At 36.6% G+C, this 13,601-nt stretch carries 10 protein-coding genes; 3 read left to right on the top strand and 7 right to left on the bottom strand.

Annotation, left to right across the window (positions count from 1 at the left end; translation table 11 throughout):
* Nucleotides 1-17: 17 nt before the first annotated feature.
* Together NRL14_RS16710 and folE2 are read right to left on the bottom strand one after the other, a co-directional pair.
* A complete protein-coding gene (locus tag NRL14_RS16710) occupies nt 18-614 on the bottom strand; it encodes a DUF2726 domain-containing protein (protein WP_007378398.1) in 597 nt (198 codons plus the stop codon).
* A 115-nt stretch (nt 615-729) separates the two neighbouring features.
* Complete coding sequence (gene folE2 / locus NRL14_RS16715) at nt 730-1,650, bottom strand: GTP cyclohydrolase FolE2 (protein WP_008133794.1); 921 nt, start codon at nt 1,648-1,650, stop codon at nt 730-732.
* 232 nt (nt 1,651-1,882) lie between these two features.
* On the opposite strand from folE2, the gene arcB reads away from it, so the two are divergent.
* Nucleotides 1,883-4,201, top strand: a complete 2,319-nt coding sequence (arcB, locus tag NRL14_RS16720; RefSeq protein WP_007378396.1) for an aerobic respiration two-component sensor histidine kinase ArcB — start codon at nt 1,883-1,885, stop codon at nt 4,199-4,201.
* Nucleotides 4,202-4,214: 13 nt separating this feature from the next.
* On the opposite strand, the gene arcA is transcribed toward arcB, so the two are convergent.
* From arcA to trmB, 4 genes are all read right to left on the bottom strand, one after another.
* Nucleotides 4,215-4,931 (bottom strand): two-component system response regulator ArcA, encoded by a 717-nt coding sequence (gene arcA, locus NRL14_RS16725; RefSeq protein WP_007378395.1) that lies wholly within the window; start codon nt 4,929-4,931, stop codon nt 4,215-4,217.
* Nucleotides 4,932-5,406: 475 nt separating this feature from the next.
* On the bottom strand, nt 5,407-7,011 hold the full coding sequence (locus NRL14_RS16730) for a sensor histidine kinase (protein WP_007378394.1): 1,605 nt from the start codon (nt 7,009-7,011) through the stop codon (nt 5,407-5,409).
* A 149-nt stretch (nt 7,012-7,160) separates the two neighbouring features.
* The gene (locus tag NRL14_RS16735; protein WP_149606944.1) at nt 7,161-8,186 is read right to left on the bottom strand and encodes a methyltransferase; all 1,026 of its coding nucleotides are present in this window, start codon (nt 8,184-8,186) and stop codon (nt 7,161-7,163) included.
* 64 nt (nt 8,187-8,250) lie between these two features.
* Complete coding sequence (gene trmB / locus NRL14_RS16740; RefSeq protein WP_149606945.1) at nt 8,251-8,976, bottom strand: tRNA (guanosine(46)-N7)-methyltransferase TrmB; 726 nt, start codon at nt 8,974-8,976, stop codon at nt 8,251-8,253.
* A gap of 161 nt (nt 8,977-9,137) precedes the next feature.
* On the opposite strand from trmB, the gene mutY reads away from it, so the two are divergent.
* Nucleotides 9,138-10,199, top strand: a complete 1,062-nt coding sequence (gene mutY / locus NRL14_RS16745; protein WP_306725170.1) for an A/G-specific adenine glycosylase — start codon at nt 9,138-9,140, stop codon at nt 10,197-10,199.
* Between the two features lie 33 nt (nt 10,200-10,232).
* The gene (locus tag NRL14_RS16750) at nt 10,233-10,505 is read left to right on the top strand and encodes an oxidative damage protection protein (protein WP_007378389.1); all 273 of its coding nucleotides are present in this window, start codon (nt 10,233-10,235) and stop codon (nt 10,503-10,505) included.
* Between the two features lie 59 nt (nt 10,506-10,564).
* On the opposite strand, the gene NRL14_RS16755 is transcribed toward NRL14_RS16750, so the two are convergent.
* Nucleotides 10,565-13,339, bottom strand: coding sequence for a hybrid sensor histidine kinase/response regulator (locus NRL14_RS16755; RefSeq protein WP_306725171.1), 2,775 nt, complete (start codon nt 13,337-13,339; stop codon nt 10,565-10,567).
* Nucleotides 13,340-13,601: the final 262 nt, after the last annotated feature.

Consider the following 13,601-nt stretch of genomic DNA (forward strand, 5'->3'; position numbering starts at 1 on the left):
TTTAGCTCAGAGTATTACTAAATTTCAGCTAAAGCTGTTGTTTGTGCCTTTGCTTGAGAAGGAGATAGTACTGCCGGTTTATGAACACGATTACGAATTGGGCGTTTTGCTTGAGAGGCGCCAGGTTTACCAATTTTATACATAATAGCATCGCGTACTTCAGAAGGGCGGTATCCCGACTTTACTTTCATTCGAATATGAGGAATACCTGCTGCTTCAAGTGCACCATTAACAAACCAATCACGCTGTGCTTTGTGGCCATCTTTATTTGCGTTATTAACTAAATCAACTGCGGCTACAATAGTCATTTTATCTTTATCGATTAATACAAAATCAAGTTGTTTATTTTTTGCTTTAGCAATTGCTGCACGTTTAGATTTAGGTGATAAGCCTTCTTTACAATCAATTACATCGACTAATTTTACGCGGCTTACAATTTTGTATTGATCGCCAACAGCACGTTCTAATAAACTTAAAAAGGCACTCTCTACTTGTGTAAATACGCTCTGCTTGCGAGTAAATGGATACGGATTCCCACCATCGTCACTAAATTTTGATACAACAACAGACGCACCCACAACTAATACTAAAATAGATAATAAAGCGAATTCCATACGGTAACCTCATAACAACAAATTGACACTGCATAACTAAAGCAATTAGTGTGCCTAAATAATGTGTATTAAGGTTTTATTGTTATCGCGTTTTTATGCTTTATTCAGTTTATGGTTAAGCTTGATAACCGTTAGTGAGCCCTTTAACTGCAATAGCAACTGCATCATGGGCATGGAGTGATTCATAATGGTTTATTTGTAGCCAATAATCTGCGTAATTATTATGTTCAAGTAATGCTTTTATTTTACGTGCAGCATCTTCGCAAAACATTAAGTTTTGACCATTCAAACGAGCAAACTCCTGTTCATCTTCGCGCTTAACTGCGGCTTGAACAGGTGTTTTTAGTTCCTCCTCAAGCATGTTTATTAAATTTACGACGTCAAATTCATCAGTTTTGCTATTAAGTTTTACTTTTACATTAGCAATAGAGCGTTGTGAGTGAGGGGTGGCAACAATACCTTGCGTTGTACCAAGCCACTCATGTACGTCTTTCTGGCTCAGTGTTTCTTGATTAAACTTCTCACTAAATGCATTTTGTATCAGCTGACGAGCAAGCGCCGCTGAACAGGGACAGGTTGAAGAATAAGTAACGTCGACTGTTAGCTCATAATGAATATTGTTATTTTCAAGTGTACTAGTGAGCGTAATTGGATAGCTTTTCCAACCTGTTTTACCACTTAGTAGTGATTTACGGCGTAATGGTAGTTCAAATTTAAATTCAATTTGTGCTTTATCGCTCAGGCCTTCGTGACTAGTAATAAATGTATCGAGTGCTTGCGCTATAGTTTGAGGGTTAACTTGCTGCTCAGTAGACAACATATCAAGGGCTAAAAATAGGCGCGACATATGAATGCCTTTAGCCTCTTCTTTGTGAAGGTTAACAAATGCACGGGCTTTAGCATTAACAGTAACAGGCGCTAAATCACGGGATTCGAAAATGAATGGCAGCTCAATTTCACCCATACCAACCCAGTCTAATTTACCTGTTTGTAAAGCGGGGGCGGTGTCAGCTATATCGGGCATATTAGTTTGCATGGTATGTTACTCGTTAATTGCAATGATAAGGCGTCGTATTTTACACGAAATAATCATCTCCTGAAATGAGGACTTTAATAGTGTTTACTTTCGAGCATGAATTTTTTCTGTTTTTGTCGCACAACATGAAAATAGCTAATAGAAAAATGCTAAAATCGGCAAAAATAGTATGTTTAGCAATTTTTACTGCCTTACTTATGTTTAAGCACACCGCTAAGAGATAAAATTACGTATGACCGATTATTCTTTGAGCCCTTGGGTTCGGGTACTTTCCAGCTTAATAACACGATTTGGTGAGTTTAAAACTGCCGCTATTTGTTATTCTTTATTATTAGCCGCATCTCTTATTTTATCGAGCATGTTTTATTATGTCGCAATAGGTGAATTTCACTTTGTTGATATTTTAGCCGTGGTTTTTTTTGCTGCTGTTGTGTCTCCGCTAATTATTAGTGTGCTACTCAATTCAATCCGTCAGTTAGACGCCTCATATGCATATTTAGATAGCGCAACCAAACAAGAAAAATTACTAAATCAGACGCTTAAAGATAATATCAGCCGATTAAATATTGAAATTGATGAACGTAAAATGGCATTTCATGCTAAGCATCGCGCTATTGAAGAGTTACGCCGAGAAATAGCAGAACGTAAAAAAACACAGCAAGAGTTAGCACAACAAAGTATGTTGCAACGCTCTATTGTTGACTCATCACCTGATTTATTTTATTACCGCGATAACAATGGTGTGTTTGCTGGATGTAATAAAGTATTTGAAGAAGTAATGGGAAAGTCCAGCAGTGAGCTTATTGGTAAAACAGTTGAGCAAATATTTCCAAGTGATTTTCTATCTGAAGTTTTAAGAACCGATAAAGAAGTAGAGCAAAACCATCAACCCCTAACTATCGATGTTGGTTACGAAGTAAACGGTGAAACTCGTTGGTTTGAACTACGTAAACTTCCTTTTATTAATGATGAGGGCGATTACATAGGTTTACTTGGCTTTGGCCGTGACATCACCAGCCGAAAAGAAGCCGCGCAAGCACTTGAAACAGCATATAAAGATAAAGGGAAGTTTATTGCAACATTGAGTCATGAGTTACGTACTCCGCTAAATGGTATTGTTGGGTTAACTCGGATGTTACTTGATACGGATCTTAATAAACAGCAACGCAGTTGGTGTAATACAGTCTTCTCGAGTGCTGAAACATTAGGTAATATTTTTAACGATATTATAGATTTAGATAAAATAGATAGAGAACAACTCGATATAGCCACTAATTCAATTAATGTTTCTGACTTTATTAATGACGTTGTGAATTTTGCTGGGCTTATTGCTGAACAAAAAGAACTAAAGTTTAATATTGAGCGTCATGGTGTGCTTGACGTATATGCAGAGTTAGATCCGACCCGATTGCGCCAGGTTGTATGGAACTTAATTAATAACGCTGTTAAGTTTACTCAGCAAGGTGAAGTTAAGCTTGTTTGCCGTAGAGAAAATCGCTCTGAAGGCGCTTGGTTAGTCATGAAAATTTCAGATACAGGCCAAGGCATACCGCAAGAGCAACTCCCACGAATATTTGATATGTATTATAAAGCACCAGATATAAAAGGGACTAATGCAATTGGTTCAGGAATAGGACTTGCTGTTACGAAGGCCTTAGTGAGTGCTATGAATGGTATTATCACTGTCGATAGTACCGAAGGGAAGGGCAGTTGTTTTACGGTTCAAATACCGTTAAGCCTCTGTATTGCTCCAACGGAACAAGGTTATGTTGGTCGAAGCCTGCATATTTTACTGGTAGAAGATGTGCCGCTCAATGCAGAGATTGCGACTAACTTATTAGAGCAGCGAGGACACGAAGTATTATGGGCCGAAACAGGTGAAGATGCTCTATCTTTTGTTGAAACTGAAGACGATTTAGATTTAATTTTACTTGATATGCAATTACCAGATATAAATGGTGACGAAGTAGCTAGGCAGATACGAGCAGATAGTTATTTTGATAAATTACCGATTGTTGCACTTACTGCTAACGTTCGAAGCGCAGAAGAAGAGCTTGCGGGAATATCAATACAAGGAGCACTTGCTAAACCTATTAATACAGTGAAGCTTGATAAAATGCTTGCTGACCTATTCGATATTAAAAAAATAGAGAATAAAGCGCCTCAGTTAAAAGTAAGTGCAGAAGCACTTAAAGGCATTGATGCTCATTTACTTGATGTTGAGACAATAGAAGACTTTGTTAACTCAATGGGAGTGGTTGTATTTAAACGCAGTAGTCAGTTGTTTGAAAAGTTAAACCCACAATACCAACAAGAGTTACTTGCTTCATTAAATAGCGGTGATAGAGAAGAGTACAAATCGGTAGCGCACAAGCTTAAAGGAGCCGCTGGATCTGTTGGTTTAAATGATGTGCAACTTCATGCAAAAGTAATGGAATATGGCGCTATTGATGAAACTGATGAAGTTTTAAACGAATGGTTAGATGTTCTAGCAGATAAAATAAATGAAGGACAACAAGCCCTTCATTTATTTTTACAGCAATTAGAGTAAATGTTCGTTCTAATTAGCTATCAATTTTACCAATAAAGCGATAACCCTCACCATGGATAGTGCTGATTAACTCTGATGTTGAGTTGTCGCTTTCAAAGTGTTTACGAATACGACGAATTGTAACATCAACAGTACGGTCGTTTGCACGAAGCTCACGGCCCGTCATGTGTTTAATTAATTGCTCACGGCTAAAAATGCGGCCAGGAGAATCAAGCATTAAACGCAGTGCTCTGTACTCACCTTTAGGTAAACGCTTAGCATCACCATTGGGAGATGTTAGGCAACGGCTGTTTTCATCAAGTTCCCAACCATTAAATGTAATAACACCATTTGTTTCTAGTGCTGATTCTTCACCACCTAGCGCTGTACGTGTAATTAGGTTACGCGCTCTAATTGTCAGTTCGCGTGGGTTAAACGGTTTAGTGATATAATCATCAGCACCAATTTCAAGCCCCAAGATACGATCAACATCGTTATCTCGACCCGTTAAGAAGATTAGGCCCACTTTGCGCTTTTGGCGTAATTCACGAGCTAATATAAGACCGTTTTTACCTGGAAGATTGATATCCATAACTACAAGATTAACGTCATCGTTATTTGTAAGCTTGTCATGCATGTCATCGCCATCAATGGCTTCAATAACTTTGTAACCTTCAGCTTCAAATAAACTAACGAGGTTTAGTCGAGTTACGTCTTCATCCTCTACGATTAGAATGACTGGCGTTTGCATTATTAATTAACCTTTTGGATTATTTACAAAAAAATCGGTATTACACATAAAACCGATTACTAGAGATTATAGGATTATATCCAATTGTTAACAAGAAAAAACAATGTGGATAAATTTTAAACAGTAGCGTATTCAAAGTTTACTAAAAAGGGCCGTGCAAAAACTACTGTTTAATAGATATATCTACGGATGTACTCATTTGAATAGTAAAGTCGAAGCCATTTTCTTTTAATAATCGATACATCCATCAATTATGTAAAAGTGCTTAAAATAATCAAACCAATTCAAAGCGAAATTATATCATCATCTAACCTTTCATCAATGTATGTGATATCACAAAGATGATAAAGTTCACAAATGACTTCGTATTAATTATTTAATATTACGTATTTTACCACATGCACTCTTTATGTGGTCATTAAGTAGTAATTCAAGGACTAAATTTTAAATTAATGTACTTTTTAGTTATATTCCATTAAGGAATTGTAATTATAAAGCGTGCACCCTGTTGTTCTTCTAGATCAAAGAGTATTCGCCCCCCAAGTGATTGCGTAACTAAATTATAAACTAGATGCATTCCAAGACCGCTTGCACCTTGCCCTCTTTTAGAGGTAACAAAGGGGTCAAAAATTCTATGCTTAATACTGTTATCTACACCTTGGCCATTGTCACTATAAACGATAGTGAGTTGTTTCCCGATTAGCTCAATATCAAAGCGTATTTCGTTGTTTTCAGCATCTAAAAAACCATGAATTACAGAATTAAGTAATAGCTGTTGAAATATTTGCTGTAACGGCTCTGATTTACTCTGTATGGCTAAATCAGTAGGACAATTAATAGTAACGACAGGGTTTTTATCGGTAAGCTCTGATTGCATTGATGTTAGAACATCGCTGATAAGCTTATGGATGTTTAAATTGGTATTGTCACCATCATCTTGGATAACCGCAACTTTTTTAAAGTTAGAAATTAAATCAGCAGCGCGATTTAAGTTACGATAAATTAAATCAAGATTTTCTATACCTTCATCTATAAAGTTTTTTAATTGGTTAGACGTAAGTTTTTTATCATCAAAGCTTAGTTTTATATCAGCGAGTTTATCACGCAACAATGTAGAGCCGGTGATCCCAAGTCCAATCGGTGTATTAACCTCATGAGCAACGCCTGCAACCATTTGCCCAAGTGAGGCCATTTTTTCATTTTCTACAATTTGTGTTTGATACTGGTGCATACGCTCAAGTGTCGTTAAAAGATCTTGATTTGCTTCTCTAAGTGCAATAGTACGTCGATTTACTTTTTCTTCTAGATTCTGGTTTAATTGTTTTATTTCTTCTTTATCTTTTTCGTGTCGGGTAAGTTGCTTTTGAGTTCGGGCAAGCATGATATTTAAACTGTTAGAAAGCGCGGTAATTTCTTTTACATTGGTTGATGGCGCTCGTGCGTCGTAATTATGGTTCTTTGATACGTCTTGCAATAGTCTGTTTAAATGCTCAATTGGCTTTGCAATCCGTTTTTGTACTTTTATAGCAATAAAGTACACCACAATAAGTATTAGTAGCGTTAAAAATATATCGATTAGTATTTTTTGTTTTATATATACATCAAGGCTCTCAAGACTTCCACGCATGTAAACGTAGCCAACTAATTTTTCATCATTTAAAATTGGGCGTATAAGCTCAATATATTCATTGTTGATACGTGGTGTTTCTAATTCGTCAATGCTATCTATTCTAAGTGGCACCGGAGGTGTTTTTTTTGCATTAAAACTGATAAAAAAAACTGGTTTTTGTGAGGTTTTTTCTATTGAATAAATATGGATGTTTTTAACAAGTGGGATTTTATCAAACGATTTAAGCCGTCTTTCTTCATTTTTTCTATTGTTTGTTATTACAGAGTTTCCTGCATCAAAAGCAACAATTTCAGAAAGAATAACCAGTTTGCTAATAATTAACTGCTTTTGTTCTTTAACACTTAAATAAGTTGAAATAGAAATAGATAACGACAAGCAAATAGCTGTTATAAGCATAATTAAGTTTATTAGCGCTTTGCGAATACTACTTTGATGTACTTTTTTAGGCATTGTTTGATCGTCGCCTGAGTTAATTTAATTAGTTAAGATTATAGTTTAGCAAAGACGCAGAAAAATGAAGGAAAAAACGAGGCTAATTCTTATATTTATTCGAAAGTTAGCGCGAGCACTTAACGTGCTCAATCAGTTAAATATTTAAATTAGCTACTATAAACAGCAAATTTATTATTTTTAAATACCGTTTGATAGTCTGCAAATTGAGACTCTAGAATAGGCGGGTACTTTAAAAAGCTGTTAGCAACAATATTCAGCTTGCCCACTTTCGTCAAATGTAATTTTGCGTTTGCAAGAAAAGTTTCAGCAACAGTGTAATCAGTTGCAATACCAGTATGAAATGGTGGGTTACTTACAATTAAATCAAATTTTCCGCTAATATTTTTCAGACCATCGCTTAATATAGCAATGCCTTTTATACCATTTAGCTTTAAAGTTTGTTCTGTTGCATATGTTGCTAAGGCGCTAACATCGCTACAGACAAACTCAAGGGCTGAGTTTTGCAGTCCTAAATAGGTTGCTATTAAACCTGCGCCGCAGCCAAAGTCGAGCACTTTACCTTGTTTTATCGTTGGTGCGTTTTCAAGTAGTATTTTTGTTCCTGCATCCAAACTGCCGTGGTTAAATACCCCAGGAACACTGATAGCTGTAAACTCAGTGTCGGCAACATTAACAATAAACTTTTTGTGATAGGTCGTAATATCAAAGTGTGGGTGTTTGGTTATTTCAGCAAATGAGTAAAGAACGCAGTGCTTAGCTGAATCAATCTTGTTACTAAACTCAGCTTTACCAGCTAATTGTTTTTCAATTGATTTAACACCACTTTTGTTTTCACCTACCACCAATAGCTCGGCATCATCAGTAATAGCAGAGCGGATATTATCAAGTGCCATAAGTAATTCTGGTTTTGATTTAGGATAGTAAAGAATAACTAAATCGTAGCCGTTACCAGGTATTGTATGACTTACATGAATCTCAACGTCTTTGGTGTTTTTAGCAAACTCGCCGTTAGCATGGTTGTAGCTAAACGCAGTTACTTTGCTTTGCGGGTTAAGTTCTTTAAGCTCTGTTAAAAAGCCATCTTGAACAAAGTTGACCACCAAGATAGATTTACCCGTTAGTGCCTCGCTATTTCGAAGTAACAGTAAACTTGGGTTGGTTAATACGCTCATAAATGGCTTTGCCTTACAGTATGTTTAGTTTTATTAAAAGTGAGATTAAGTAATTAAAATTTAATTACTCAGTACGCTCAAACATTAAATCCCATACGCCATGGCCTAAACGATGGCCGCGTTGCTCAAACTTAGTAAGGGGGCGTAAATCTGGGCGTGGAACATAATCGTTTGTTTCAGATTGGTTTTTAAAACCTGGCGCTACTTTCATAACTTCAAGCATATGCTCTGCGTAGTTTTCCCAATCTGTAGCCATGTGAAAAACACCGCCCATTTTTAATTGAGCTCTTAATTTTTCAACAAACTCAGCTTGTACAATACGACGTTTATGATGACGTTTTTTATGCCAAGGATCAGGGAAAAATAATTGCAGTGTGGTTAAGCTTTCATTAGGTATACAATCTGCAAGTACTTCAACTGCATCGTGTTCAAAAATACGTAAGTTGGTAATGCCTGCTTCATCGGCATCCATTAAACAAGCACCAACGCCTGGGCGGTGTACTTCAATACCGATAAAGTTTAGATGTGGGGCATTTGTTGCCATTTCGACAAGCGATTTACCCATACCAAAACCAATTTCTACGACTACATCGTTGTTGTTGCCAAAAACTTCGCTTAAATCAAGCATACCGTTTTTATGCTCTAGGCCCATTGTTGGCCAGCATTTTTCGATTGCAGCGGCTTGGCCTTTGGTTAATCGACCTTCGCGTTTTACAAAACTGCGAATGGTGCGGATGTATTTACCTTCTTGCTTAGCTTGCTCAAGGTTAGTGTTGCTTGATTCACTCATATTATTGGCCTGACAAAAACAATGTGTTTAAAAATGGTTGCATATTATCCCTGACCGAGCCCGCAATCACAAGTATTAGCTGGTTTTACACCCCGTATAGCTTGATCTTTTTGTTAACTGCAATAGACTGAGCCGCCATTGGGCATCAGTAAAAGTTAAAAATGTTGGATTTAAATAAAGAACAGTCACACTGGTTTTCTAATCAAGTTGTTGATTGGTATCACCTTCATGGGCGTAAAACGCTTCCATGGCAACTAGGTAAAACTCCTTATAAAGTGTGGGTGTCTGAAGTGATGCTGCAGCAAACCCAAGTTATTACTGTTATTCCGTATTTTGAGAAATTTATGGAGAGCTTTCCAGATATCATAGCTTTAGCCGATGCTGATGAAGATCAAGTATTACACCACTGGACTGGTTTGGGTTATTACGCACGTGCGCGTAACTTACATAAAACAGCCAAAATAGTGCGTGACAAATACCAAGGTGAGTTTCCGAAAACACTCGATGAAGTAATGGATTTACCTGGAATAGGGCGCTCTACTGCTGGGGCTGTTTTATCATTGTCGCTTGGGCAGCATCACCCTATTTTAGATGGGAACGTTAAGCGAGTTTTAGCGCGCTATTTTATGATTGAGGGCTGGTACGGCGTTAAAAAAGTCGAAAACCAGCTTTGGCATTTATCAGAGCAGTTAACGCCTAAAGATAATGTTACCGAGTTTAATCAAGCTATGATGGATTTAGGGTCGAGTGTTTGCTCACGCAGTCGGTTTGATTGCGAGGCTTGCCCATTAAACTCAGGCTGTGGTGCTTTTAATGCAGGCAAGGTAAAAGAGTTCCCACATTCAAAACCTAAAAAAACAACGCCTAAAAAAAGCTGTCATCAGTTAATAATTAAGTGTAATGACAAAGTTTTAATGGAAAAGCGACCTAATTCGGGAATTTGGGGGGGGTTATTTGGCTTTTTTGAATTTGCTGAGTACGCAGATCTAGAAGTATTTATGGCGCAGCAAGGGTTTAAGGCTCAGCTAAAACAGCTTGATCCATTTGCACATATATTTTCGCATTTTGAACTAACGATAAATCCATACGTACTGAATATAGAGGGTATTCCTGATGTTGTTAATGACAGACAGTTAATATGGTATCCATTAGATCAGTCGATAGAAGTTGGTTTGGCCGCACCGACTAAAAAGTTGGTTAAACAAATTGCACCAATAGGTTAAACTGTTTGCATTTATCGCTAAAGAGAATTAATTATGGCACGTACAGTATTTTGTCAAAAGTTACAAAAAGAAGCAGAAGGTCTTGGGTTTCAATTATACCCAGGTGAAATTGGCGAAAAGATTTTTAATAATATTTCCAAAGAAGCATTTGCTCAGTGGCAACATAAGCAAACAATGCTGATTAACGAAAAGCATTTAAATATGATGGATCCAGAACATCGTATATTTTTAGAAGAGCAGATGGTTGGCTTTTTGTTTGAAAATAAAGATGTAGAAATTGAAGGTTATAGACCTCCAGAAAAGTAATTTTACTTTAAATTAAAAAGGGCTGTCTAACAGCCCTTTTTAATTTTGTTAAACGATAGCTAAATTAGCTCATCGTCTTGTGCGGCAATTTTCACTTGTTCTTTTAAAAATTGAGCCGCTTTTGAATATTCAATCTCTAACTTATCTCTTAAATCAATTAGCTCATCACTTGTTAGTTCATCAGCCTTACATTTATCTTCAAATGACGTTGCTAAATCGGCCACCATTTGCGCACCGATTGTCTTTGATATTGACTTTAACTGGTGACAGCCTTCAATTATTTCATTTAAGTCACTTACCATAACACCCGAATTAATAGATTTAATTAAACTTTGGCTTTGTTCTAAATACATTTTGAAAAAACGCATTTGTTTAGCTTTATCACCGTTTACATATTTAGCAACGGCATCCATATCAACAGGTAAAGTGGTATTTTGATGAATAACAACATTTTTACCGTTGTTTTGTTTATCGCTCCAGCGTTTTAAAGTACTTTCTAATGCATTCAATTCAATGGGTTTAGTGATGAAATCATTAATACCTACTGCTAAACAGCGCTCTTTCTCACCTTTTAAAGCATTGGCCGTGACGGCTACAATATAAGGCTGGGCATCGATTGCTTCTAGTAACTCAGCTTCACCTCGGATTTTTTCAACCATGTCGTAGCCAGACATTTTAGGCATATGTAAATCAGTTAAAATAAGTGAGTAATTGCCTTTACGCCACATATTAAGGCCTTCTACGCCATCATTGGCAACTTCTACTCCGTAACCCAATATGTGTAACTGGTCGGTTAATACCTGTTGATTTAAGAGGTTATCTTCAACAAGTAGTATTAGTTTGTTAGCTTGTCGGGCTTGCTCAACATTTAAATAGTTGTTAAGCGTTTTAGTTTTTTTAATCTGTTTTGGTTGGTGCAGGCCAGCGGCAACAAGTATTGAAAGCATAAAGTTAGATTTACATAATGGAGCTGCATTAATATAAAAAATATTTTTATGATTTATGGCTGCTTCATCTAGTTTGCTCAGCACTACCACTTGTTGGTTATTATCTTCCAAAGAATAAAGCAAACGTCTTAAAAGTGCGTTAATTTTATCCATATTGTCGATACCGTCAACGACCCAAATTATATCCGGATCATATTGATGCTCTTCAATTTCCTGCTCATTATACACATTCGTTATTTTAGCACCCATAAATGATAAATAACGATACATTACTTTTTGACGCTCAAGGTGATTACTCACAACAACAATGTGTTTAGCGTTTAATGCTCCTTTGTGATCATATTTTATTTTCCCCGAAGTGCTAAATGGGAGCTCAACAGTGAATTCACTACCAATGCCAATATGGCTGTTTACGTGTATGGTTCCAAGCATTAGCTCTGTTAAGCTTTTACAAATAGATAAGCCTAAACCGGTACCGCCATATTCTCTTGTGATTGAGTTTTCTGCTTGAATAAATGGATTGAATATTTCTCGCAATTGAGCTTGTGTCATCCCTTTACCGTTATCGGTTACACAAAAACGTAAAGTGAAGTGATCGGCTGTATTATGTGCAACTTCAACTGAAATTTTCACATGGCCCTGCGTTTTTTCATCCGTGCTAGTAAATTTAATTGCATTACTACATAAGTTATAGAGTACTTGGCGTACTCTAATAGTATCACCTATAAGGTTAATCGGAATGTCTGGGGCAATAGATAGCTCTAAATCAAGCTCACGTTTTTTTGCCACTGAGGAAAGCACTCGAGCAACTTCTTCAATAGTATCAGTTACTGAAAATGGGATTGGGTCTATATTGAGTTTACCAGCTTCAATTTTTGAGAAATCTAAAATGTCGTCCAATATACTTAATAGAGAAAATGCAGACTCACGAATAATGGTACTCAGACGATGCTGAGCGCCATCAAGCTCTGTTTGACGAAGTAAATCAATAGTACCTATAACACCATTCATCGGTGTTCTGATTTCGTGACTCATAGTCGCTAAAAAAGTTGTTTTAGTTTCACTTGCTCGTTCGGCCTTTAACGTTGCTTGTTCAAGGGCCAGTGTGCGGTTGTGCACTTCTGTTTCTAAGCTGTTTTGAAGCTTTTGTAGCTCTTTTTGGGCTGTGTCGTTATTTGTCATTGCCGTTTGTACTTTTTGCAGCAACAGATTAATATTTTGCGCAACAACATTTAAACCTATTTCAAGTTGTTCACTTACATTACTATCGTAGTTACCGTTCTCAGCGATGGCTTGAAGCTCTTCGGTTAGCAAACCAGTGCTTGCACGTAAGCGATTGTTTATATACATATTAAATATTAATGCAAATATAAACAGTGCTATAACACTGGCAATAGCGATTAGATAGGTAACAACTTGGGAGTTCTGCATGGTAAGTAAAAGGTTGGATTGCTTTTGCTTAATTATAAGCTCTCCAATAGGTTGGTCGTTTAACATTAGTAAGTGATGTAAAACACCATCGTCAATTAGGTGTTCATTTAGTTTAATAGAAGCGATTGCTGGTTTGGTACTGCTATATACTAATTCTGTTTGTGAAGTGGAGTTAAAGCGATACAAAGTGTAATGAAAGTCATTATTTAATAATGAGGTTAAATCGAGTAACTGTCTTACTTTACCTTGGCCATACATAGTTAAAGCATCGACCATAGGTAAATCAAGCCTAGCTGCGAGATCTGCAATATTTATAGACGGCTCTATTTTTTCAGAACGAGTTTGATTTTGTGAGTAAAGCGAATAGGCAACAATAGCAAGCGATGTCACTACTATATTAATGATTAAAAAAAGAGGTAGTAAGCCCTTTACCGGCGAAGAATATTTACTCTGCATTGATTGTTCCCGTTGGTATATTTTACTACGATAAGTCCTTATCGTATTTATCTGAGTAATCGTAACACCTAAAAAAAATAATTCACTACGTTTTTAGTCTGGTTTCAGTGTATTTATATGCTACATCAACTTTTGTTGTAGGAAAAATAAACATTGTTAATAAAAAATGTACAGGGTTGGCTGAAAACCGTGCAAACGGTTATAAAGGATAAAAAAAAAGTTGACTTGTAAGGGCAAAACTCGTTTAATACGCCGCACGCCC

Source organism: Pseudoalteromonas sp. 20-92, from assembly GCF_030847595.1.
Taxonomy (GTDB): Bacteria; Pseudomonadota; Gammaproteobacteria; order Enterobacterales; family Alteromonadaceae; genus Pseudoalteromonas; species Pseudoalteromonas fuliginea.

Excerpts from the sequence above, each read along its gene's own strand:
- NRL14_RS16710 (WP_007378398.1), bottom strand. The coding sequence starts at position 614 with ATGGAATTCGCTTTATTATCTATTTTAGTATTAGTTGTGGGTGCGTCT.
- folE2 (WP_008133794.1), bottom strand. The coding sequence starts at position 1,650 with ATGCAAACTAATATGCCCGATATAGCTGACACCGCCCCCGCTTTACAA.
- arcB (WP_007378396.1), top strand. The coding sequence starts at position 1,883 with ATGACCGATTATTCTTTGAGCCCTTGGGTTCGGGTACTTTCCAGCTTA.
- arcA (WP_007378395.1), bottom strand. The coding sequence starts at position 4,931 with ATGCAAACGCCAGTCATTCTAATCGTAGAGGATGAAGACGTAACTCGA.
- NRL14_RS16730 (WP_007378394.1), bottom strand. The coding sequence starts at position 7,011 with ATGCCTAAAAAAGTACATCAAAGTAGTATTCGCAAAGCGCTAATAAAC.
- NRL14_RS16735 (WP_149606944.1), bottom strand. The coding sequence starts at position 8,186 with ATGAGCGTATTAACCAACCCAAGTTTACTGTTACTTCGAAATAGCGAG.
- trmB (WP_149606945.1), bottom strand. The coding sequence starts at position 8,976 with ATGAGTGAATCAAGCAACACTAACCTTGAGCAAGCTAAGCAAGAAGGT.
- mutY (WP_306725170.1), top strand. The coding sequence starts at position 9,138 with ATGTTGGATTTAAATAAAGAACAGTCACACTGGTTTTCTAATCAAGTT.
- NRL14_RS16750 (WP_007378389.1), top strand. The coding sequence starts at position 10,233 with ATGGCACGTACAGTATTTTGTCAAAAGTTACAAAAAGAAGCAGAAGGT.
- NRL14_RS16755 (WP_306725171.1), bottom strand. The coding sequence starts at position 13,339 with ATGCAGAGTAAATATTCTTCGCCGGTAAAGGGCTTACTACCTCTTTTT.